Here is a 22940-nt window from a genome sequence, read left to right as displayed (position 1 = left end):
CTACGAGTGCTCATAGTTTTATATATGTAGATTTATGAACGCTTCTGAGGCGGGTCCGCCCGCCCTCGCGCGTCCCTCACCGCACGATCGGGAGTCCTCCATGCCAACCCGTCTCCGCCGGCGCCTCTCGGGCCTGGCCGTCGCCGCGGCGCTCGCCCTGACCGCCGTCTTCTTCGCCGCACCGCCCGCGAACGCCGCCATCGACACGAACACCTGGTACACCATCGAGTCGCGCCACTCCGGGCTCGTCATGGACATCGCGAACGCCTCGACGCAGCCCGGCGCGGCGTTGATCCAGAACACCCGCAGCAGCGGCGCCAGTCAGCAGTTCCGCTTCATCGACACCGGCGACGGGCACTACCGCATCCAGGCCCGCCACTCCGGGCACGTCCTCGACGTCTCCGGCCGGAACGCGGCCAACGGCGCCGAGATCATCCAATGGAACGACCTCAACGGCACGAACCAGCAGTGGCGGCTCACGGAGAACGCCGAGGGGTACCACGCCATCGTCAACCGCTTCTCGGGCAAGGCGCTCGACGTCTGGGAACGCTCGACCGCCCCGGGCGCGCGGATCTCCCAGTACACCGCGAACGGCGGGACCAACCAGCAGTGGCGCCTGGTCCCGGCCGACACCCCCGGCGGCGACGAACCGTACGGCTACCTCTTCGCCTACATGCTCGGCGAGGGCAGCGCCAACGGCGAGCAGGTGTACTTCGCCCTGAGCCGCGGCAACAACCCGCTCGCCTACGACGCGCTCAACGGCGGCCGGCCCGTCGCGACCTCCACAGTGGGCGAACGCGGCGCCCGCGACCCGTTCATCGTGCAGCACCCGGGCACCGGCCGGTACTACATGATCGCCACGGACCTCAAGATCTACGGCAACGGCGACTGGGACCGCGCGCAGCGATACGGCAGCCGCTCCCTCGTCGTGTGGGAGTCGAGCGACCTGGTCACCTGGACCGCTTCGCGCCTGGCGCAGGTCTCGCCTCCCGCGGCGGGCAACACCTGGGCCCCGGAGGCGTACTGGGACCCGGCCCGGAACGCGTTCGTCGTCTACTGGGCCTCGAAGCTGTACACGAACGCGGACCACTCCGGGAGCACCTACCACCGGATGATGTACGCGACCACGACCGACTTCCGCACCTTCAGCACCCCGCAGGTGTGGGTCGACAAGGGATACTCCACGATCGACTCCACGGTGACCCAGTACGGCGGCACGTACTACCGCTACACCAAGGACGAGCGCAGCGGCACGACCTGCGGCAAGTTCATCCTCGCCGAGACCTCGACGACCCTGACGAACACGAACTGGGCCTTCCAGCGCGACTGCATCGGCCGGGGCACCGTCAGCCAGGGCGAGGGCCCGCTGGTGTTCAAGTCCAACACCGAGAACAAGTGGTACATGTTCATCGACGAGTACGGCGGCCGCGGCTACCTCCCGTTCGAGACGACGAACCTCGCCGGAGGCCAGTGGACGCCCTCCTCGAACTACAGCCTGCCCGGCCGACCGCGCCACGGCATGGTCCTGCCGCTCACCGCCGAACAGTACGAGCGGCTGCAGAACGCCCTGTGAGCCCGCCCCCACGCGCCGGTCGCGGACCGGCGCGTGGAGGCGGCCACCCGCACGCGGCGTCCACGGAACGAACGGCGCCGAGCACGACCCGCCTTCCCCGACTGCACCTTAGGAGCCGCACATGCGACCGATACGACGAGTGGCGCTCGCCGTGATACTCGGGCTCGCCATGGCCCTCACCACCGTCTCCCCTGCCGCCGCCGACCACCGCCTGACCGACGGGACGTCGGTCAGCGTGACCGCCCGGCACTCGGGCAAGTGCGCCGACGTCGTCAGCGCCTCCACCGCCAACGGGGCGGAGATCAGCCAGTACACCTGCAACAGCGGCCTCAACCAGCTGTGGCGCATCCGCGACCTCGGCAACGGCTACGTGCAGCTCGCCGCCCGCCACTCCGACCGGTGCCTCGACATCGACGCGGCCTCGACCGCCAACGGCGCCAAGGTCATCCAGTGGACGTGCTCGACCGGCACGAACCAGCAGTGGCGGATCGAGAACCCCGGCACCGGCCACACCCGGCTCATCGCGCGCCACTCGGGCAAGTGCCTCGAGGTGCCCGCCTCCTCGACCGCGAACGGGGCGCGACTGCAGCAGCGCGACTGCGGCACCGGTACCAACCAGCAGTGGCAGCTGAACACGGTGTCGATCCCCGCGATCCCGGGCCTGTTCGCCGACCCCAACATCGTGCGCTTCGGCGACACGTACTACCTGTATGCGACCACCGACGGCTTCGCCGGCTGGTCGGGCACCCAGTTCCGGGCGTTCTCCTCCAAGGACCTGGTGCACTGGACCGACCACGGCGTGATCCTGGACGTCGCCGCCGACATCTCCTGGGCCGACAACTCCGCCTGGGCCCCGGGCATCGCCGAGAAGAACGGCAAGTACTACTTCTACTTCTCCGCCGGCCTCGCCAGCGGCGACACCCGCAAGCACCTCGGTGTGGCGGTCGCGGACTCGCCCACCGGCCCGTTCCGGGACGCGCTCGGCAGGCCCCTCGTCGCCGCCGGCTCCTATGCGGGCCAGATGATCGACCCGGCCGTGTTCACCGACGCCGACGGCCGGTCCTACCTGTACTGGGGCCAGGGCTCCTCGCACCAGGTGCCGCTCAACGCCGACATGACCTCGTTCAGCGCCTCGCAGGTGCGCACCTACAAGCCCGCGAACTACAACGAAGGGAGCTTCGTGGTCAAGCGGGGGAGCACCTACTACTTCATGTGGTCCGAGGGCGACACCCGCTCCGAGGACTACCGGGTCGCGTACGCCACCGGGTCCTCGCCGACCGGCCCGTGGGGACCGAGGGTCGGACTGATCCTCCAGAAGGACCTGAGCCAGGGCATCAAGGGCACCGGCCACCACTCGGTGGTGCAGGTCCCGGGCACCGACCAGTGGTACATCGCCTACCACCGGTTCGCCATACCGAACGGCGACGGCACGCACCGCGAGACGATGATCGACCGCATGTACTTCAACGCGGACGGCTCGATCCGACTGGTCGTGCCGACCATCGACGGCATCGATCCCCTCTAGCGCACGAGAAAGGCCCCGGCCTGTCGGCCGGGGCCTTCAATATTGTGACCGCAGTGGACACCCGGCGGCGGCGCGAGCCGCCGCCGAGTGTCGGTCACTCGCCCGAAGGCGCCGGGAACTGGACCCCGCTGGCGATCGGCGTCCCGAAGTTCGGGGTGCCGTCCGCGTTCCAGGTGATCTTCTGCACGCGGGTCTGCCGCGTGTCACCGCAGCCCTGGCTCGCCGAGGTGTTGCCGTGGTAGACCAGCCACTGCTCGGTGCCGTCCGGTGAGGTGAAGAACCCGTTGTGGCCCGGCCCGTAGACGCCGTTGCCGCGCTGGAGCACCGGCGTCGACTTCTTGGTCCACGACGAGGCCGCCAGCGGGTTCGAGCCGGTCAGCTCGAGCAGCCCCAGCTTGTAGTCCGGCGTGTTGCACGACGAAGCAGAGAACGTCACGAACGTCCTCCCATTGTGCTGCAACACGGCTGGAGCCTCGTTGACCCGCATTCCCACGGTCTCCCAGCTGTGGCTGGGCCGCGCGATCGTGGCGTGCGCGCCGGTGACGGTCCACGGGTTCGACATGGCCGCGATCCGGATCGACTGGTCAGCGCCGACCCATTCACTCCACATCAGGTAGAGACTGCCGTTCAACTCCAGGTAGGAGCCGTCGATGTTCCACTGGTTCGGCAGCGGCGTCCCCATGAACTCATAGGGCCCCATGGGTGTCGAACTGGTCGAGCGCAGCACGTGGAGCTTCTGCCCGTCGAGGTTCGTCTGCGAGTTCCCCGAGGTGTACATGAGGTACCAGACGCCGCCGATGCGGTGGAACTCCGGCGCCCAGTGCGAGCAGCAGCGGCTCGGCACGTTGGCGTCGTTCCAGACCACCGTGTCGCTCGCGGTCTTCAGCCCGGCCAGGGTGGTGGCGCGACGCATGATGACCGTGGAGCTCCAGGTCGTGGTCGACATGTAGTAGTAGCCGTCCCAGTACTCGATCCACGGGTCGGCCCCGTTGTTGCGGATCGGGTTGGCGAGGGTCGACTGGTTGCCGCCGCCGACCGTGGTGAGCCGCCACTTCTGGGCGACGCCGGCGTTGTAGGTGTACTGGGAGATGCGCGCTCCCGCGGTGGTCGACCGTTCCCACAGGTCGAGGGCCTTGCCCGAGAAGCGGTTGATGAAGCTGTAGGTGCCGTCCGAGTGCTCGGTGACGGACCACTGCTGGTTGGTGCCGCCCAGGTCGGTCCACTGCGCGATGGTCGCGCCGTTGTCGGCGTTCCACTCGTAGACGTCGAGCACCAAGTTCGTGTGCCTGACCTGGATGCGGTAGTAGCCGCCGCCGGCGTCGATGAACCGGAACTGCTGGTTCGCGGCGTCGGTGCGGTTCCATTGGGTGAGGATGGCCCCGGCCGAGGTCGACGAGTCCTTGATGTCGAGGGCGAGACCGGAGTGGGCGCTGGTGATGACGTACCAGGTGCCCGGGGTGACGGCGGCCTGCGCCGGGGCCGAGGAGGCCGCGACGAGGCCGAGGGCCGTGAGTGCGGTGGTGAGGGCGAGCGCGAGGAACGTGCGCCAGCGCCGGTTGGTGTGCTGCAGCATGGTCAGCTCCCGTCCAGGACGGGCCAGCCCGCCGAGTTCCATTGGATCTGTTCGATGTCGAGGGCGAAGCCGCCGCCCGAGCCGTACGCGTGGTACGCCATGAATCCCCTGTGGATCGATTGGCCGCCCGCGGCGACGTTGTTCCCGTACGCCCCGAGGACCACGGTGCCGCCGCCGTTGCGCATGTCGACGCCCGCGGCGTCGACGAACGGGCCGGTCGGCGAGGTGGAGCGGCCGACGGTGATCTTGTAGGTGGAGTTCGCCCCGGCGCAGCAGGTGCCGATCGAGGTGAACAGGTAGTAGTAGCCGTTGCGGTAGGTCATGGACGGGCCTTCGATGCCGCCGCTCTTGGTGGCGAGGCGGATCGGGGTGGCGCCGGCCTTGGGTTTGCCGGAGGGCCAGTCGAGTTCGATGGTGTGGATGCCCTGCTGCCAGGAGCCGAAGACCATCCAGTGCCGGCCGGAGGCGTCGACGACGATGTTCGCGTCGATCGCGTTGTAGGCGTTGCCGTTGTAGGACTGGAAGACCACGCCCTTGTCGGTCCAGCCGAAGTTGGGCGCGGACGGGTCGAGGCTGGGGCTGGTGGCGAGGCCGATGGCCGAGCGCTGGGAGCCGAAGGTCGAGACCGAGTAGTACAGGTAGTACAGGCCCTGGGCGGCGTCGTAGTGGATCTCGGGCGCCCAGATGTTCTCGGACCCGGGGATCTGCTGCGAGGTCCACGCGGGCTTGGTGCTCCACATGTAGCCGGCGTGCTGCCAGGTCTGGCCGCCGTTGGTGGAGCGCAGGATCGGGACGTTGCCGTTGCTGTAGCGGATGTCGCCGGTGGCGTAGACGAACCACGGCTGGCCGGTGCATCCGGCCCACAGCGCGGGGTCGTGGGCGCCGAGGGAGCCGCTGAGGTTCGGCGGCTGCGCGGGCCCGCTGGTGCAGTCGTTCGGCTGCGGCTGCTGGGTGCCGCCGATCGGGGTGAGGGACCACTGCTGGTTGGTGCCGCCGGTGGCGGTGTACTGGGAGATGCGCCCGCCCGCGGCGGTCGACCACTCCCAGACGTCGAGCGCCTTGCCCGACAGGCGGTTCACGAAGGTCGCGTACCCGCCGGACTCGGTGACGCGCCACTGCTGGTCGGTGGCGTTGGTGCTGGTCTCCTGGACGACGTTCGCGCCGTCCGCGGTGCTCTGGTTCTGCAGGCCGAGGACTTTGCCGCTGTGCCGGGCCTGCATGCGGTAGTAGCCCCCTCCCGCGTCCACGAACGTGAACTGCTGGTTGGTGGCGTCGGTGCGGTTCCACTGGACGAGTCCGGCGCCGTCGGCCGTGGAGCGGCCGTCGATGTCGAGGACCAGGCCTGAGTGGCGGCTGGTGAGGACGTAGTTGGCGTTGGTGTCGATGGCCGCGTTCGCGGTCTGCGGTGTGAGGAAGTACAGGCCGGCCGCCGCCAGGACGGCGGCGGTGAGTCCGGCGAGCCAGGTTCCGGGTCTGGATCGTCGGTGGGTCGTCTGCATGTGCGTTCCGATCTCTCGACAGTGAGGGATAGAGATTGTTCGATGTTACCGGACACATGGAACGATACACAAGGGCCCCGGCAACCGGTGGTCGGCACGGCCGCGAACCGGTCCCGACTGATGGTGCCCAAGGTGCTCCGGTGGCGTTCGATAGAATTCGACGCAGTGCTGCTCCGGAGGCGAGCCCCTCACGCGCGCTGCGGCAGCACTGCCCCTCAGGGGGCATTCGACGAGCTACAGGCTGTGGAGGCATGGTGAATCGCGGCAAGGTCACCATGAGCGACGTCGCACGGCTCGCGGGCGTCTCGCCCATGACCGTCTCCAACGTCATCAACGACCGGGTCCGCGTCAGCGACCAGGCCCGCGAGCGGGTCCTCGCGGCGATCCGCGAATCCGGTTACCAGGTCAACGCCGCGGCGCGCAACCTCAGGTCGGGGCGCAGCGGCGTCATCGGGCTCGCGGTCCCCCAGGTCGGCAACGCCTACTTCGGGCTGCTCGCCACGCACGTCATCGAGGCGGCGCAGCAGCACGGCTACCACGTCGCGATCGAGCAGACGGGGGCCCTCGCCACCGGCGAGGCCGCGGCCATCGCCCAGTCCCGCAGGCTCCAGTTCGACGGCCTGATCCTCTCCGCCGTCGAGATCGAGTCGCTGGTGCCGCCGGTGCCCGAGCAGGGCTACCCGATCGTGCTGCTCGGCGAGCAGGACCGCGCGGGCCGGTTCGACCATGTCACGGTGGCCAACGAAGCCGGCACCGCCGCGGCCACCGAGCACCTCATCGACCAGGGGTGCGAGCGCATCGCGGTCGTCACCGGGGGCGATCTCGACCGGCTCACCATGTTCACGCGGCGCTACAACGGCTACCGGACCGCGCTGGAAGGCCGCGGGATCGATCCCGATCCGCGGCTGCGGTTCATCGTCGACGCGCTCTCATGGGAAGGCGCCAGGAGCACCGGCCGGCGGATCGCCGAGGCGGACCTCGGCATCGACGGCCTGGTGGTCTTCAGCGACACCGTCGCGATGGGGGTCATGCGCGGCCTGCGGGACCGCGGTGTCAGCGTCCCGGACGACATGCGCGTCATCGGTTTCGACGACATCCCCGAATCGGCGGTCTTCATCCCCTCGCTGTCCACGGTGAATCCCGACCACCGGTGGAAGGCCGCCAAGGCCGTCGAGCTCGTCGTCGCGCGGATCGCCGACCCCGCGGCACCACCTCGCGAGTTCACCGCCCCGTTCACGATCGTCGAGCGGGAATCCACCGCCTGAGTGCGCATAGGACGACGCGGCCGCCCTCATGGGCGGCCGCGTCGTCCGTCAGGTCAGAGGCCGGCGCACTGCCCGCTCCTGGGGCCCTTCACTTCGTTGGCCTTCCCGTTGTTCACCGGAGCCGACCCGTTCTCGCTGCACGACAGCGGGCCGCTGATCGCGTTGCCGGCGATCACGTTCCACCAGGTCGTGCCGGTCACGGTCACCGGACCGGAGACCCGGTTCGGGTCGCAGTCCAGGTTCGGATCGCCCAGCGTCACCGAGGTGCTTCCGGTGAGGCTCACCGGACCGCTGACCTGTGTGCCGCACAGGACGACGACCGCTGCGCCGGTCGCGGAGAGCGGACCGGTGATCCGTGCCCCGTCGGCGACCAGCCCGGCGCCCTCGGCGACGTTCACCGGGCCGTACACGCGGGCGCCCTCGGCCAGGCAGGTCGTGCCCGACGCGACCGACAGCGGCCCGTAGTGCGCGCCGCTCAGCTCCGTGTCGCAAGCGACAGCGGCGAACTCGTCCACGACGTCGACGACCGCCGTCACTTCGCCGTACTCCGTCGTACCGGTGACGCGGACCTGTCCGGCGGTGCCGGTGGCGCCTGCGGGCAGGTCGTCCCATGCCACCGGGACCGCCTCCTCCGTGCCGTCCGCAGTGGTCAGCACCTGCACCGTCGCAGGCAGCACCGGAGTGCCGCCGGTCGTGACCGCCGTATAGACCGTGTCCTCCACGACATGTGTTGCGCGGCTGCGGTTGTAGACGTCGATGGAGGCGTTCGGCTCGGAGGTGTTCGCCATGCCGGGCACCGAGCGGAACATGGACTGCCAGCTCGCCGGCTCCCACAGAAGCGCCCCGGCGCCCTGGTTGTCCACGACGTCGTTGACCATCTGGAACACGTGCTGGATCGCGTCGGCCTGGCCCTGCACGGTGCGGGGGAAGGTCGAGTTGGGCTGGGTGCCGCCGCCCGTGGCCGGGTACGAGGTCTCGGCGATCTCCAGCCGGTACTGCGGGTACGTGGTGGCGAGCGTGTGGAGGTTGGCCTCCATCTGCTCGAGGGTGCCGTGGTGCTCGGGGTAGTAGGAGAGCCCGAGCACGTCGAAGTCCTGGCCCTTGGCGTTGAGCCGGGTCGTCAACTGCTCCCAGAACTCGCCGGCCTTGCCCATCCCGCTGATCCGGCCCACCACCGAGTGCAGCTCCACTTCGGACTCCGGTGAGGCGTCGCGGACGGCCGCGATGCCGGCGGCCAGCAGCGTCGTGAACCGGTCCCACGAGTCGAGGTACTTCTGGCGTTCGGCCGGGTCCTCGGAGAACCGGTACTGCCAGAGGATGCCGCCGCCGGGCTGCGACTGGTAGACCGCCGCCTGGTTGCGGAAGTACGCCGGGTTCGCGCCCGCGTGCACCGCCTCAGTGGACGGTGCGCCGACCGCTTCGCTGCCCCACATGAACCCGTTGGCGATCTCGTTGCCGACCGCCACCTTGTCCGGGACGGTCCCCTGCGCGACGAGCTGCGACACGTAGTCGTGCGTGTAGTCGTAGACCGCTTCGGTGAGCTCCGGGAACTCCAGCTCGGCCCAGGCCCGCGGCTTGGGCTGCTTGCCCGGGTCGGCCCACGAGTCCGCGTAGTGGAAGTCGATCCCCAGCCCGAGACCGCGCTCCTCGACCCACTGCGCCGAGGTCAGGGTCCTTTCGGGCCCTTGGTAGGGCACCGCGTTCAGGTTGCCGGTGGACTCGTTCCGGGGCTCGTTGAACACCCGCAGCCGCGTGTACTCCAGGCCGCGGTCCTGCATGACGTCCAGCAGGTGCGGTCCCGCGCCGCGGTCCTCGGCCTGCGGGTGCACCCAGTACTGACGGCCGCTGGGATCGTCCATCCAGGACAGGTCTGCGCCCAGGACCACGTCGTCCCGCAGGTAGTTGAAGACCATCAGTTCGCTGATGCCCACCGCCGCCCCGGGCGAGGCCCCGGTGACGGCGACCCGCACGAACCGGGTGCCGGGCTGCGTGAACAGATCCACGCCGCCCGAGCCCGGTGTCGCAGTGGCCGACCGGTCCGCAATGCGATCCCAGGACTCCCCGTCCGGGGAGGCTTCGACCACGTATTGGTAGACGGCGCCTGGATCGGGGAAGGCCACGTGGACCTTGCGGAGGTTGTCGTATGCGCCGCCCAGGTCGAGCTGCAGCCACTGCTGCGAGCCTGATTCGGTCGCCGCCCAAGCCGTCTCGGGATCCTGGTCGACGGCCAGGCCGGCAGTGTCGGCGCCGCTGGAGGCGGTCGCCTCCACCCACGGCTTCGCGGCGAGGTTGCTCTCGATCGGATCGATGTCGGCCTCTCCGTAGAGGGCCGCGGCGGGCGCGGCCGGGCCGAGGGCGCCTACCAGCGCCCCGGCCATGAGCAGTGCCGCCGATGCGCCGGCGGTCCTGCGTTGCGGAGGTCTCATGAAGGGTTCCTTTCGGGGGTCAGCGGAACAGGCCGGCGGGGACGATCCCCTGGTTCCGCATCTCGTTGCGGACGAGCTGCGCGAACTGGTCGGCGCCGTAGTCCGAGGTGTGGGTGTTGTCGCCCGCCTCGTTGGTGAGGAACAGGGCCTTGGAGCGCTCGGTGCCGAGCTGCTCGACCATCTGCTTGGTGAGCGCGGTCATGTCGATGAGGTCGACGCCCTGCTGCTGCGCGAGGGTCCGCATCTCGCGGGGGAGGTCGACGCCGACGCCGTTGACGTGCAGCGCGGTGCCGTTGTTGAGGGTGCCGTCGCTGTTGAACGAGCGGCGGACGATCGGCGTGACGAGGACCGGGACGCCGCCCTGGGCCTCCACGCCGTCGATCAGCCGGGTGAGGTTGCTGCGGAAGGTCGAGGCGTTGGTCTGCTTGTCGTTGTGCCCGAACTGGATGAGCACGATGTCGCCGGGCCGGATGAGCGGGCGCATGGTCGGGAAGAGCCGCGAGTTGGACAGGAACGAGCCGGAGCTCTCGCCGGAGTCGGCGTAGTTCGCGACCGACAGGCCCTGGGTGAAGTACTGCGGGAGCGCCTGGCCCCAGCCGGCGTACGGGCGCGTGTGCTGGTCGCAGACGGTCGAGTCGCCGGCCAGGAACACCTGCGGCTGCCGGGCGGGCGTGACGGCGACGCTGGTCAGGCGCGGCGCCGAGCCGCTGAAGTACAGGTCGAGGCCGGGGCTGCCGGTGGTGCCGGTGGGCTGGCCCTCGGGGCTGCGCACGTTGACGGTGAAGGTCTTGGTCACCTGCTGCCCGGCCGCGGTGGCGGTGGTGCCCAGCATGGTGCGGCGCGCTTCAGCGGTGACCATGGTGGACCCGGCCTGCGCGCCGCCGAGGACCACGGTGACGTCGTAGGTCCCGGGCGCCACGTTGTAGCGGCAGGTGATCGGCGAGGTGCCGGTGCAGCCTTCGAGGCCGCCGCCGGGGCTGCCGTTGTCATCGACGGGGATGAGCTGGAACTGCTGGTTGGTGCCGCCGTTGGCGGTGTACTGGCTGATGCGGGTGCCCGGGGTCGTCGAGCGCTCCCAGACGTCGAGTGCCTTGCCGGAGAAGCGGCTGATGAACGTGGCGTAGCCGCCGCTCTCCTGGACCTGCCACTGCTGGTTGGTGGCGTTCTGGTCGGTGTACTGCGCGATCGTCGCGCCGTTGGCGGTGTTCTTCTCCCACACGTCGAGGACCTGGCCCGAGTGGCGGGCCTGGATCTTGTAGTAGCCGCCGCCGGCGTCGACGAAGCGGAACTGCTGGTGCTGCGCGTCGGTGCGGTTCGCCTGCACCAGCTGGGCGCCGGTGGCGGTCGAGGCGCCCTGGATCTCGAAGACGAGCCCTGAGGACCGCGACTGCACGACGTACCAGGCTGAGGTGTCGGGCGCTGCCGAAGCCGCGCCGGGAACGAAGACGAGGAAGACGACGGCGGCGACCGCGGCCGTCAGGAGGGCGGCCGACTGCCGCAGCCACCGGGCGGGGGAGAAGCGCATGAGCGCTCCAATCTCGTGGAGAAGCGAATGGGTTTCGGCGGCGTCGGCGGAGCGCCGCGAGCCGGGGAGGGTTCGGATGTTCCAGGAAACGGCCCCGGCGTCGCCGCCGGGGCCTGTGAAGGAGGAAGGTGCGTGCTTTGAACCGCGGGGCCCGGGCGTTCCGGCACGGCGTCCGGGCCCCGCGGGGCTTCTACGGGGTGTGGATGTCAGGCCACGGGTAGGAGGTCTTGTCGCTCCCGATGTAGAAGCTCGGGTGCGGCGGCTGGTTGTACGCGGTGTTCTGCCAGGCGATCGCGACGCGGTACTGGACGTCGTGCATCAGGGTGGCGATGCGCAGGTTCGTCTGGTGCGGTGTGGCGTAGATCCGCAGGCGCGTGCTGTCGCTGGTCTTCCAGATGACCTCTTCTCGCCAGTCGCCGAACAGGTCGGCGGACAGGCCCGGGGTGGACTTGGTGCCGTTGTTCGAGGTCACGCCCGAACCGCTCAGGAGCGTGCCGGACGGGTAGTTGGTGATCTGGGTGCCGTCGAGCAGCTCGCGCTCGCCGTCGCCGTCCCACCAGGACAGGAAGTTGGTCGAGCCGGGCTTCGACCCGATGTTCTGGCCCGAGGCGTTGAGCAGCCCGCTCACATTGGACGACCAGTACTCCGAGCCGGGGTTGGAGGCGAGGACGTTCGCCCCGACGCCGCGACCGTTGTCGCCGCTCGGACTCGTCTGGAACAGGATCTGACCGTTGGAGCCGTTCAGGTGCGAGGACGGCTGGTTCGACGCCTCATGGACCATGAACACCTCCTGACCGGCGCGGCTGGGCACGTGGTCGGTCACGTGCTGTGCGTCCCCATGGCCGAACCGGGTGTTCCACAGCGCCTGGCCGTTCGAGCCGACCGCCATGGCGCCGTAGACGACGTCCTGGTTGCCGTCGCCGTTCATGTCGGCGATGGAGAGGCTGTGCGCACCTTGGCCGGCGTACTGCGAACCGGCGGTGTTGGAGTCGAAGGTCCAGCGGGTGGTCAGGTCGGTGCCGTTCCAGTCGACCGCCCAGATCACCGAGCGGGTGTAGTAGCCGCGCGCGAAGATCATCGACGGCGTCTCACCGTCCAGGTAGGCGGTGCCGGCGAGGAACCGGTCGACCCGGTTGCCGTAGTTGTCGCCCCAAGACGAGACGTTGCCGCGCGGCGGGTTGTAGTTGACGGTGTCCATCGCCGCGCCGGTCTGCCCGTTGAAGACCGTCAGGAATTCAGGACCGGTCAGGATGTAGCCCTCGCCGTTGCGGTGGTCGGCGCTCGAGGAGCCGATGACGGTGCCGGCGCCGTCCCGGGTGCCGTCGGCGGTCTTCATCGCGACCTCGGCCTTGCCGTCGCCGTCGTAGTCGAACACCTGGAACTGCGTGTAGTGCGCGCCGGAACGGATGTTGCGGCCCAGGTCGATGCGCCACATGCGCGTGCCGTCGAGCTTGTAGGCGTCGATGATCGTGTTGCCGGTGACACCCGACTGCGCGTTGTCCTTCGCGTTCGACGGGTACCACTTGACGATGTACTCGTAGTCGCCGTCGCCGTCCAGGTCGCCGACGCTGAGGTCGTTCGCCTCGTAGGTGAAGCCGCTGCCGGTGGGCTTCTGGATGGGGATGTCGAAGTAGCCGCTCGAATTGAACGCCACCTCGGTGCCGGAGGCGGCGCCTTCGGTGCCGTTCGTGACGGCCCTGACCGTGTACTGCGAGGACGACGATCCGCCGTTGTCCAGGTAGTTCGTCGCACCGGTCAGCGGTGAGGAGTTCACCTTGGTGCCGTCGCGGTAGACGTTGAACGCCACGTTCTCGGCGTCCGTGCCCAGCAGCCGCCAGGACACGAGCCGCCCGCTGCCCGAAGGCACGACGGTGACCCCGCGCGTCAGCGCTTCGACCTCGTACCGGCCGTCGCCGCCCTGTCCCGGGCCGCCCGTCGTGGGCTCTCCGGTCGGGTCACCGGGGTCGGTGATCTCGACGTAGTCGATGTTCGGCAGGCCCGCGCTGGTGGAAGCGGTGAGCTGGACGGTGTTGCTGCCGGCGTTCACCGGAACGGTCACGGTCTTGGTCGACCAGCTCGTCCACGCGCCGGTCGCACCGAACGCGCTCGCCGACTGCACCGTGGCGCCGTTGACGACGATGTTCGCCGAACGGGTGTCCGTGCCGCCGTGGGCGTACCGGATCGCCAGCGTGGCGGTGCCGGCGCTGGCGGCGTTGATCGTGAACCGGGATGATGCCCCGGTCGCGTTGTTGGAGTTGCAGAACCCTGAGCCGGAGTACCCGGCGTGGTTCGAGTCGATGGTGCCGTCGCATACGGCCGGAGCCGTCTCGGCTTCGTACCGGACGGTGGCCGCGTCGGCGGCGTTCATCGCCATCATCGTCGCCGCGGCGGCGGCCACCAGGCCGGTCACCGCCGCCACGGGCGCTCGCAGGCGTCTCGCCCGTCGAGAGGTTGACATGTGCATGTTCACTCCGTACTTGCTGGGTGGCGGACCACCCGATCGGGACGGCGTCGGCGCTGCATGTCGGAAGGTCGCCGACGCCGTCACTTCGGGTGGTGCTGAATCGTTTTAATCGTGCGGTTGCGGCTCAGACTGCTTGGCGGGTGAAGCGTTGGTTGGTGCCGCCGTTGGGGGTGTACTGGGAGATGCGGGCGCCGTCGGCGGTGGACCGCTCGTAGACGTCCATGGCGAGGCCGGACTGGCGGTTGATGATGCTGACGACGTTGTTGCCGTGGTCGGTCAGGCGCCAGTGCTGGCTGTGGGCGTTGGTGTCGGCCTGCTGCGTGATGTCCGCGCCGTTGCTGTTGCTCGCGACCTGCAGGACCAGCCCGGAGTGGCTCGCTTTGATCTTGAAGTGGCCCTCGCCGGCGTCGACGAACTGGAACTGCTGGTTGGTGCGGCCGGTGCCCGACCACTGGTGCAGCAGCGCCCCGGCAGCGGTGGAGACCCCGTTGATGTCCGCGTACTTCCCCGAGTGCTGCGCGATCAGCCGGTAGGTGCCCGGCTCGGTCGGCGTGCTGCCGAGCGAGGATTCCCATCGGACGTTGGAGCCGGACGCGTCCTGCGGGAGGCGGTCGCGGGCGGCGGTGTCGCCGTACATGGTCCAGCGGGCCCAGTCGACCACGGTGCGCGGGAAGCGCTGGTCGCTCCAGAAGCTCGTGTGGCTGCCGCCGACGAAGGTCATGAACGCCTTGGGCCAGGTGATCTCGTTGTAGGCCTGGCGGGCGGAGGAGTACGACGTGGTCGAGTCCTGGTCGCCGTGGACGAACAGGACCTTGGCGTTGACCGAGCTCGACGGGTTGCCCATGTCCACGCAGGACTGCGGGTTGGCGGAGATGATGCGGCTGTCGGGCCAGGAGGTGAGCAGGCCGTGGGTGACCATGCCGCCCAGGGAGTGTCCGGAGACGCCGACGCCGATGTCGGTGCGGATGTGCCCGGCCAGCGGACCGCTGGTGTTGAGGGCGAGGGTGTTGGTGATGAGCTGCGAGACGTCCTTGGAGGTGTTGCCGTTGTTGACGTCGGTGAAGTTGTGGTTGAAGTGCGGGGCGGGGACGATGAAGCCCGCCGCCGCGAGGGCCCGGATGATGAACAGGGAGTTCTGCGGGCTGCTGCCGTAGCCGTGGGTCATGTTGTAGACGGGGAAGACCCCGTTCGCGACCGGAGCGTCGGTGACGGGGTTGCCGCCGGCGGTGCCGGTGGCCGGGTAGTAGACGTACGTGGTGACCGGGCGGCTGCCGCGGGTCCAGTTGTAGCGGCGCACGCCCACGGCGAACGGATTGGCCGGGGCCGGATCGGCGAGTGCGGAGCCCGCGCCGAAGAGGGACGCGCCCACTCCCACGGCGCCGGCCATGCCGAGGCCGAGGAAGGTCCGTCGTTGCATTGACATGAGTGCTCCTTCAAGGAGAGTTGTGAGGGTCGCCGACACGGGTTCATCCACTGGGAACGTGCACAGCGAGGTTCAATATATCGTCACAATTCGATATAGTCAAGAACTTCGATATCAGGTTCCGCCGGACTCCTGACCTGCGCTCGGTCAGGCGCAGCGGGTCCGGCGGTGCTGTTCAGGCACCGTCGTGCAAGCGCTCTCGTGCAGTCCCGTCGTTCAGGCACTGTCGTTCAAGCGCTGTCGCGCACGACCAGTTCGGTAGGCAGGACCACGGGCGCGGCCTCCCGCTCGTCCAGGAGGGCGAGGAGGAGGCGCACGGTCTCTTCGGCGATCGCGGCCAGGGGCTGGCGGATCGTGGTGAGCATGGGGCTGGTGGCAGTGGCGACGGCCGAGTCGTCGAACCCGGCGACGGCCACGTCCCCCGGCACGCTGCGGCCGGCGGCGTGGAGCGCCCGGAGCGCCCCGGCGGCCATGAGGTCGGAGGCGACGAAGACCGCGTCCAAGGCGGGGAAGGACGCCAGCAGCTCGTGCATCGCCCGCTCGCCGCCGGCCTGGGTGTAGTCGCCGTGCACCACCATCCGCTTGGTCACCTTGCGGCCCAGCACACTGGTGAAGCCCTCCAGGCGCAGCGACCCGCCCGGGGTGTCGAGCGGGCCGGTGATCATGCCGATCTTCTTGCGGCCCTGCTCGACCAGGTACGCCGTGGCCTGCCTGGCCCCGCCGCGGTCGTCGGCCGCGGCGTAGGGGATGACGCTCTCCCTCCCGAGCACCGCACCGCAGGCGACGGCCGGGACGTGCGAGCGCTCGACGGCCTCCAGGAGCGGGTCGTCCGCGTGGGTGGAAATGAGGAGCGCCCCGTCGGCGTGGCCGCCGCGCAGGTAGCGGGCCACCCGGTCGCGGCCGCCGTCGTCGTCGGCGATCATGAGCACCAGGGACATGTCGTGCTCGGCGAGCTTGTTGGTCCCCACCCGCATGAGCACGCTGAAGTTCGGGTCCTCGAACAGGCGCTCCTGCGGCTCGGACAGGACCATGACGATCGAGCCGGTCCGGCTGGTCTTCAGGCTCCGTGCGGCCCGGTTGACGACGAAGCCGGTCTCGGCGACCGCCCGCCGCACCGCCAGTTCGGCGGCCAGCGAGACGTTGGTCTTGCCGTTGAGGACGCGCGAGACCGTGCCCCGCGAGACGCCCGAGGCCGCCGCGACGTCGTTGATCGTCGGTCGTTTCCGTGCCAAGTCCTTCATCTCTCGCTCGAGTTCCAGTGGAGCCGCAGTGAGGGAGGCCGCGCCCGTGGTCCGGTGCGGCCTCCGCTCATCGTCACGCGGTGCGGGTCAGGCTCACCGAATCGAAGTTGATCCAGTTGCCGGCGTTCGCGTTCGAGTAGAACCCGATCTCGATCTGGCCGCTGGTGACCTGGATGCCGGTGATCGTCACCTGCGTCCAGGTCGAGGCCACCGGGAGGTTGGCCTGCCGCTCGGTCCCGCCGTGGTTCTTGGCGTACATGCGCGCGGCGTTCTGGCCGCCGCCGTTCATGACCCAGGCGGTGAGCGTGTAGGTCCCGTTCGGCACACTGCGCGACTGGTAGGTCGAGACGGTGTACGCGCTGTTCTTCCAGTGCGTGTACTTGGCCGAGCCCTGGTGGAAGCTCCCGCGCGTCTCGCGGAAGGCCGCGTCGAGGTTCGTGCTGCTCTGCGCCCAGACGCTCCACCCGGTCGCGGTCCGGCCGCTGCCGGACTCGAAGCTCCCGTTGGTGAGCACGTTCTCACCGGTGCCCGGATCGCCGCCGCCGCCGGTGACCTCGCCGAAGAAGTCGAGCGTCGAGAGCTTGTTCCCGTTGTGGTCGAACAGGGTCTGGTTGTCCCAGGAGTTGCTCTGGCCGGCCTGGTCGTTGATGTAGGTCATGCCCGCCGATGTGGCCCAGCTGGTGTCGCCGGTCCAGGCCGCCTCCCACCAGACCAGGCCGCGTCCGCGGTCGTTCGGGACGTCGGCGATGGCGTCCTGCAGGTCGCGCAGGAACTGCGTCTGGCCCGCCACCGTCGCGGGGTAACCCGACTCGTTGGCGTGGCTGCTGGTGAAGATGTTGCCGCGGCCGTCGCCGTCGGCGAGGGTCCACGCGTACGCGGTCTCGACGACCATGACGTCCTTGCCGTAGCGCGAGGCCACGTCGTTCATGTTGGTGCGCAGCTGGCTCATCGTGCCGTGCCAGTACGGGTAGTAGGACATGGCGATGATGTCGTACGGCACGCCCTGGTTGCGGGCGTTGTCGAACCAGGTCCGGTACGCGGCGTTGTTGCCGCCGCGGTCGAGGTGCAGTGCGATCTCGATGCCGGTGCCGCCCTCGTGGACGCCCGCGATGCCGGCCTTGAGCAGGCCGCCGAGCTGCGACCAGTTGTCGGTGCTGCCGGTGGGCCACAGCATCCCGTGGGTGATCTCGTTGCCCACCTGGACGATGTCGGGCTTCGCGCCCGCGGCGGTCATCTGCGAGACGACGTCCCGCGAGTAGGTGCGGACCGCGGTCGTCAGCTGGCTGTAAGACATGTTCTGCCAGGCCTTGGGCTTGTACTGCTTGCCCGGGTCGGCCCAGAAGTCGGAGTAGTGGAGGTCGAGCAGGACGTCCATGCCGAGGGCCTTGGCGCGCTTGGCCAGCGCGATGGTCTTGGCCAGGTCGTTGGTGCCGCCGCCGTAGGGCTGGCCCGAGGTGCTGTACGGGTTGTTCCACAGCCGCAGCCGCACCAGGTTGGCGCCGCTGTCGGCCATGATCTCGAGCGCGTCGCCTTGGACGCCGTCGTCGTAGAAGCGTTCGCCGCTGGCTTCGACCTCGGCGAGGGTGCCGACGTCGACGCCCATGTAGAAGTCGTCCCTGACGGCCTGGGCCGGGGAGGCTGCCGTGGCGAACGCGACGAAGCCGAGGGCGGCCGTGAGGGCCACCGCGATCATCCGTCTCATGTGTCGCTCCTTTGCGATCGGGGGTCGGGCGCCGGGGCGCCCGCTGCGGCGGCGCGGGGCCGCCGAAGTCGAGGGGCCGCGTGCGGCCCTGGGGCGCTCATCCCTTCTCCGCGCCGGCCATGGCCCCGGTGACCAGGTGGCGCTGCAGGACGATGTAGAGGATCGTGATGGGCAGGGCGAGGGCCACCGCGCCGGCGGCGAAGGTGGTGAAGTCGTTGCTGTACTGGTCGGTGATCATCTGGAACAGGCCCAGCGCCACGGTCTGCTTGTCGTTGCTCTGCAGCAGGAGCCGCGGGAGGATGAAGTCCATCCACGGGGCCGTGAAGCTGGTGATCGCCACGAAGGTGAGCATGGGGCGCATGAGCGGCAGGATGATCTTGCGGAAGATCGTGAGCCGTCCGGCGCCGTCGAGCGCGGCGGCCTCGTCGAGGCTCGCGGGCAGGTTGTCGGTGTAGCCCTTCATGAGCCACGTGTTGTAGGGCAGGGACGCGGCGATGCTCACCAGCGCGAGACCCGTGAGGGAGTCGAGCAGGCCGAAGTTGAGGAACAGCATGTAGACCGCGATCGCGGTCAGGAAGCTGGGGAACATCTGGAGGATGAGGATCCCGAGCATGCTGACCTTGCGGCCCCGGAACCTGATGCGGGCGAACACCCACCCGCACAGGGCGGAGAGGGCGACGGACCCGACCATGTTGAGCACGGCGACGTACAGCGAGTTGAGGTACCAGCGCCCGTAGTTCGTCTCGGTGAACAGGTGCACGTAGTTGTCGACGGTCGCGTTCTCGGGGATGGGGGTGGCGTTGGCCAGCCCCCCGCCGGGCCCGAAGGAGGAGCCGACGACCCAGATGAGCGGGTAGATCACGATGACCGCGACGATCAAGAGGACGAGGTGCATCAGGGCGCTGGTGGCGCCGTCGCGCACGCGCTGGCGGCTCTCGACGCTCGAACCGCCGCGGGAGGGGCGGGCCCCGGTTTTCGCTGGAGTGGCGGCCATGGGTCAGAGCTCCCGGATCGCTTTGGTGCGGTTGAGGTTCACCACGGAGATGGCGCCGACGATCATGAAGATGACCAGGCTCATCACCGCGCCGATGTTGTAGAGGCGGTTGTCGAGCGTGAGCTTGAACAGCCAGGTGACGAGCAGGTCGGTGCTCCCCGCGAAGCGGTAGTCCACATTGTCTGGTCCGCCTTCGGTGAGGAAGTAGATCACCCCGAAGTTGTTGAAGTTGTGCACGAACGACAGGATGATGAGCGGTGTGACCGTTCGCTGGACGATCGGCAGCGTGATGTAGCGGAACTGCTGCAGCGGCCCGGCGCCGTCGATGCGGGCGGCGTCGTAGTAGCTCTCGGGGATGTTCGCGAGGACGCCGCCGACGAGGGCCATGAAGAACGGGAACCCGAGCCACAGGTTGACCAGGAGTGCGACCCCGCGCGCGAGGTTCGGGCTGGTCGGGTCGGTGAACCAGTAGACGCGCTCGTCGGTGAGGCCGATGTCGACCAGCCACTGGCTGATGGGCCCGAACTGGCCGTTGAACATCGAGCGGAACACCAGGGCGGAGACGATCGCGGGCACGGCCCACGGCAGCAGGAACACCGAGCGCCACATGCGCGGGAACCTGACCTTCCGGCTCGCCAGCAGCACCGCGATGAGCATCCCCGCCGCGTACGTCGTGATCGTGGCGATCACCGCCCACACCACGGTCCATCCGAGGATGCCGACGAACGTCGAGGCCCATGAGGGGACGGCGAAGATCGTCGCGAAGTTCTCGAAGCCCACCCAGCTGACGAGGTTCTTGGGCGGCAGGTTGTCGCGGCTGTAGTCGGTGAACGCCACGAGGATGCCGAAGAGCACCGGCAGCACCGACATGAAGACCAGGAGGACCAGGCCGGGCGAGAGCGCGATGAAGGCGAAGGCGCTCTCCCACAGGCGCTTGAAGTAGTCGCCGGACGTCTCGGCCCGGCCGCCGCCGTTGCGCTCGGTCCGGTAGCGGACCGCATCGCGGATGCCCCAGATCCAGATGATCGCGAGCAGCGCCAGCGTGAGCAGTGCGATGAGCCCGTTGGCCATGAGGACGATCGAGTTGTCGCCTTCGGTGAGGCCGGTCATGGTCATCTCGCGCGGCTGCGTGCCGAGCGTGAACAGCCCCCACAGGCCCCGGATGAAGAACCCGCCGTTCGCGCGCGGGGTGAACTCCATGCCGGCGTAGTAGTTGCCGGTGGCGACCTCCCAGACGATCGCGCCGGCGAAGAAGGTGAAGAAGAACGCGGCCTTGCCCGCCTGGCGGTTGAGGAGCTGACCTGCTCCCCACACCAGCGCCGAGGCGAGGCCCGGGACCGCGGAGGGGAGTCCGGCTCCCGCCCGGCCCGGGCCGCGCGGAGTGCGGGCCCGGGCCGGGGATGCGGGTGTCTCAGTGGTGGTCACAGCGGTCGGTCCCTAGAGCCCGTGCAGTTCGTTGTAGGTCGTCACGGCCTTCTCCTGGGCTGCGGCGGAGTCGGAGAGGTCGTCCCACACGTCGACGACCATCGCGTCGCCGACCTCCCAGAAGTACTCGGGCACCTGCGGGATGAGTTCGGCGTTGGCCGACTGCGCGACGATGCCCGCCACGTGCGGGTCGTCGGCGATGCCCTCGATGCCCGAGAGCAGCTCCTGGTTGAGCGCGGGGATCTGGCCGCTCGAGGCGTAGACGGCGGCGGCGCCGGCGTCGGAGGCCATGAAGTTCGCGAAGACGCGGGCCGCGGCCGGGTACTCGGAGTATCCGGAGACGGCGGCGACGTGCATGCCGGCGAAGGCGCCGGGGATCCCGCTGCCGGCGACGCCGGGGAGGGTGGTCACGCCGTATTCGAAGCCGTTCTCGGCGGCGCCGGTGTCGAAGAGCGAGAAGCTCCAGGGGCCGGTGATGACGTACGGGGTCTCGCCCTTGGCGAAGCCCTCTTCGATGACCTCCCAGGTGCTGTCGGCGCTGGGCACGTTGTAGATGTCGCGCAGGCCGGCGTAGTAGTCGAGCGCGGCGGTCAGCGCCGGGTCGTCGAAGCCGGGCTGGTCCGGGTTGCCGTCGGGGTAGACCTGCCAGCCCATGGCGGAGAGGATCGGGTAGGCCCGGTAGATCTCCATGGTGGACATGCGGATCGTCCAGCGGTTGGCGCCCGGGTCGTTGTACTCGGCGGCGAGCGCCTCGATCTCCTCCCAGGTGGTGGCGGGCTCGGGGGAGCCGGTGAGCTCTTCGAGCAGCGTGGCGTTGTACATGAGCCCGAGGGATTCGGTGGTCACGGGGACCGCGTGCATCTGGTCGTCGACGGAGACGACGCTGGTGAAGGCCTCGCTCATGCGCTCGCTCAGGACGCCGGTGTACTCGCCGAGCGGGGCGGCGGTGCCGTCGTCGACCGCATTGGGGATCTCGTTGTAGAAGGTCATGAAGACGTCGGCGCCGGTCCCGGCCTCGCCGGCGAGCGCCATCTTGTCGACCGCGTCGTGCTTGCCGACGAGTTCGTACTCGATCTTCATGTCCGGGTACTCGTCTTTGAACTCCTCTTTGAACGCGGCGATGACGGCTTCGGCGAGGTAGTCCTCCTCGAACCAGACCTTCAGCGGCACTTTGCCCGAGGCGATGTCCTCTTCGATGACGTACTGGCCGGCCTCGGCGTCCCACTCCAGTTCGGAGGACTGCTCCTCCTCGGTGGGGCCGCCGCAGGCGGTCAGCCCGAGTGCCGCCGCCGCGGCGAGCGCGATTGCTCCTCTGCGTCGCATGTAGGTTCCTTGTCTCAGTGAGGGATGCCGCCGCTGGTCCGCAGCGACTGTGAACGTTTACAGCAACATAGCGACATGTCTCACTGGAAACAACCCTGATATGTGCGGTATGTGGCATTTGCATGACAATTGTTACGATAAAAAGTTGCGAAATCGAGCCCGAAACCTTGATCCGCAGGGGGACGCAACCGCCCCTCGCCGTTGACGGGCGTTCCCGGCGTGCCGAGCCGGGCCGAGATTTCGCAATTTGTAAGGTCCGCGGCCGCACGGCGCATGCTGTACTCGAGTGCCGGCAGGCTTGCGCCTCCCGGCGTCGGCCGACCGCCTGCGCGGGCCCGGGCGAGTCCAGGCCCCAGGCTCGAACCATCACCACGCAGAGAGACGAAAACGTATGCGACGCACCATGACCGGATTGTCAGCGGCGGGACTCGCCGCGGTCTTCGCCCTCGGCGCCTGCGGCTCCGAAGAAGACCCCGCAGGCGAATCCACCACTGCGGCCACCGCCGAGCAGTCCGGTGACGACATGACGGGCTCGGCGCCCGAGGACGAGGCGGCGGTGCCCGAGCTCCTCGACTTCAGCGCGACCACGCTCGACGGCGCGTCCTTCGAGGGCGCTTCGCTCGCAGGAGGCCCGGCCGTCCTCTGGTTCTGGTACGAGGACTGCCCGATCTGCCAGAGCCAAGGGCCCGCGGTCGCCTCGCTGCTCGAATCCGAGGGCGACCGGGTCGACATCGTGGGCGTCGCCGGACCGGGCCTGTTGGGCACGAGCAGCATCGAGCAGATGCAGGAGTTCGTGTCGGACACCGGCACCGAGGACGCGACGCACCTCCAGAGCACCGACGGTGAACTGTGGACACGCTTCGGCGTCACCTCGCAGAGCACCTACGTGCTGCTCGACTCGAACGGCGAGATCGTCGACTCCGGCCCGTTCGCCGACGACGAGCTCGAAGAGAAGGTCGCCGAACTCGACTAGCACCCCCGC

The 22940-nt window shown here is 69.0% G+C and carries 14 protein-coding genes and 2 pseudogenes; 5 read left to right on the top strand and 11 right to left on the bottom strand.

Annotation, left to right across the window (positions count from 1 at the left end; translation table 11 throughout):
- Nucleotides 1-34: 34 nt before the first annotated feature.
- From AB0I03_RS07195 to AB0I03_RS07185, 3 genes and pseudogenes are all read left to right on the top strand, one after another.
- Nucleotides 35-619: pseudogene (locus AB0I03_RS07195) on the top strand (RICIN domain-containing protein); the annotation flags it as partial.
- Nucleotides 620-655: 36 nt separating this feature from the next.
- Nucleotides 656-1558 (top strand): annotated as a pseudogene (locus AB0I03_RS07190) (glycoside hydrolase family 43 protein); the annotation flags it as partial.
- Between the two features lie 136 nt (nt 1559-1694).
- Nucleotides 1695-3098: a family 43 glycosylhydrolase gene (locus AB0I03_RS07185; RefSeq protein ID WP_360407806.1), complete on the top strand. Its 1404-nt coding sequence runs from the start codon at nt 1695-1697 to the stop codon at nt 3096-3098.
- 94 nt (nt 3099-3192) lie between these two features.
- Here AB0I03_RS07185 and AB0I03_RS07180 read toward each other — a convergent pair whose 3' ends face one another.
- Both AB0I03_RS07180 and AB0I03_RS07175 read right to left on the bottom strand, forming a co-directional pair.
- Complete coding sequence (locus AB0I03_RS07180; protein WP_360407803.1) at nt 3193-4671, bottom strand: family 43 glycosylhydrolase; 1479 nt, start codon at nt 4669-4671, stop codon at nt 3193-3195.
- 2 nt (nt 4672-4673) lie between these two features.
- Nucleotides 4674-6170 carry an RICIN domain-containing protein gene (locus tag AB0I03_RS07175; protein WP_360407800.1) on the bottom strand — a complete coding sequence of 499 codons (1497 nt, stop codon included), beginning with the start codon at nt 6168-6170 and terminating at the stop codon, nt 4674-4676.
- 251 nt (nt 6171-6421) lie between these two features.
- Here AB0I03_RS07175 and AB0I03_RS07170 point away from each other — a divergent pair, with 251 nt between their 5' ends.
- Nucleotides 6422-7435 (top strand): LacI family DNA-binding transcriptional regulator, encoded by a 1014-nt coding sequence (locus AB0I03_RS07170; protein WP_360407797.1) that lies wholly within the window; start codon nt 6422-6424, stop codon nt 7433-7435.
- Between the two features lie 53 nt (nt 7436-7488).
- On the opposite strand, the gene AB0I03_RS07165 is transcribed toward AB0I03_RS07170, so the two are convergent.
- The 9 genes from AB0I03_RS07165 to AB0I03_RS07125 form a co-directional block, all read right to left on the bottom strand.
- Nucleotides 7489-9861 (bottom strand): glycosyl hydrolase 53 family protein, encoded by a 2373-nt coding sequence (locus AB0I03_RS07165; RefSeq protein ID WP_360407794.1) that lies wholly within the window; start codon nt 9859-9861, stop codon nt 7489-7491.
- Between the two features lie 19 nt (nt 9862-9880).
- The gene (locus AB0I03_RS07160) at nt 9881-11386 is read right to left on the bottom strand and encodes an RICIN domain-containing protein (protein ID WP_360407791.1); all 1506 of its coding nucleotides are present in this window, start codon (nt 11384-11386) and stop codon (nt 9881-9883) included.
- Nucleotides 11387-11576: 190 nt separating this feature from the next.
- Nucleotides 11577-13850, bottom strand: a complete 2274-nt coding sequence (locus AB0I03_RS07155) for a carbohydrate-binding protein (RefSeq protein ID WP_360407788.1) — start codon at nt 13848-13850, stop codon at nt 11577-11579.
- A gap of 124 nt (nt 13851-13974) precedes the next feature.
- On the bottom strand, nt 13975-15273 hold the full coding sequence (locus tag AB0I03_RS07150; protein ID WP_360407785.1) for an RICIN domain-containing protein: 1299 nt from the start codon (nt 15271-15273) through the stop codon (nt 13975-13977).
- A 230-nt stretch (nt 15274-15503) separates the two neighbouring features.
- Entirely contained in the window at nt 15504-16514 is a 1011-nt protein-coding gene (locus AB0I03_RS07145) for a LacI family DNA-binding transcriptional regulator (protein ID WP_360407782.1), read from the bottom strand.
- 73 nt (nt 16515-16587) lie between these two features.
- Nucleotides 16588-18216 (bottom strand): glycosyl hydrolase 53 family protein, encoded by a 1629-nt coding sequence (locus AB0I03_RS07140; protein WP_360407779.1) that lies wholly within the window; start codon nt 18214-18216, stop codon nt 16588-16590.
- 97 nt (nt 18217-18313) lie between these two features.
- A complete protein-coding gene (locus tag AB0I03_RS07135; RefSeq protein ID WP_360407776.1) occupies nt 18314-19210 on the bottom strand; it encodes a sugar ABC transporter permease in 897 nt (298 codons plus the stop codon).
- A 3-nt stretch (nt 19211-19213) separates the two neighbouring features.
- Nucleotides 19214-20635, bottom strand: a complete 1422-nt coding sequence (locus AB0I03_RS07130; protein ID WP_360407773.1) for a sugar ABC transporter permease — start codon at nt 20633-20635, stop codon at nt 19214-19216.
- Nucleotides 20636-20647: 12 nt separating this feature from the next.
- Nucleotides 20648-21958: an extracellular solute-binding protein gene (locus AB0I03_RS07125; RefSeq protein ID WP_360407770.1), complete on the bottom strand. Its 1311-nt coding sequence runs from the start codon at nt 21956-21958 to the stop codon at nt 20648-20650.
- 403 nt (nt 21959-22361) lie between these two features.
- On the opposite strand from AB0I03_RS07125, the gene AB0I03_RS07120 reads away from it, so the two are divergent.
- The gene (locus tag AB0I03_RS07120) at nt 22362-22931 is read left to right on the top strand and encodes a redoxin family protein (protein WP_360407767.1); all 570 of its coding nucleotides are present in this window, start codon (nt 22362-22364) and stop codon (nt 22929-22931) included.
- Nucleotides 22932-22940: the final 9 nt, after the last annotated feature.

Source organism: Glycomyces sp. NPDC021274, assembly GCF_040641195.1.
Classification (GTDB): Bacteria; Actinomycetota; Actinomycetes; order Mycobacteriales; family Micromonosporaceae; genus Glycomyces.
This window is presented reverse-complemented; position numbering and strand designations above follow the sequence as displayed.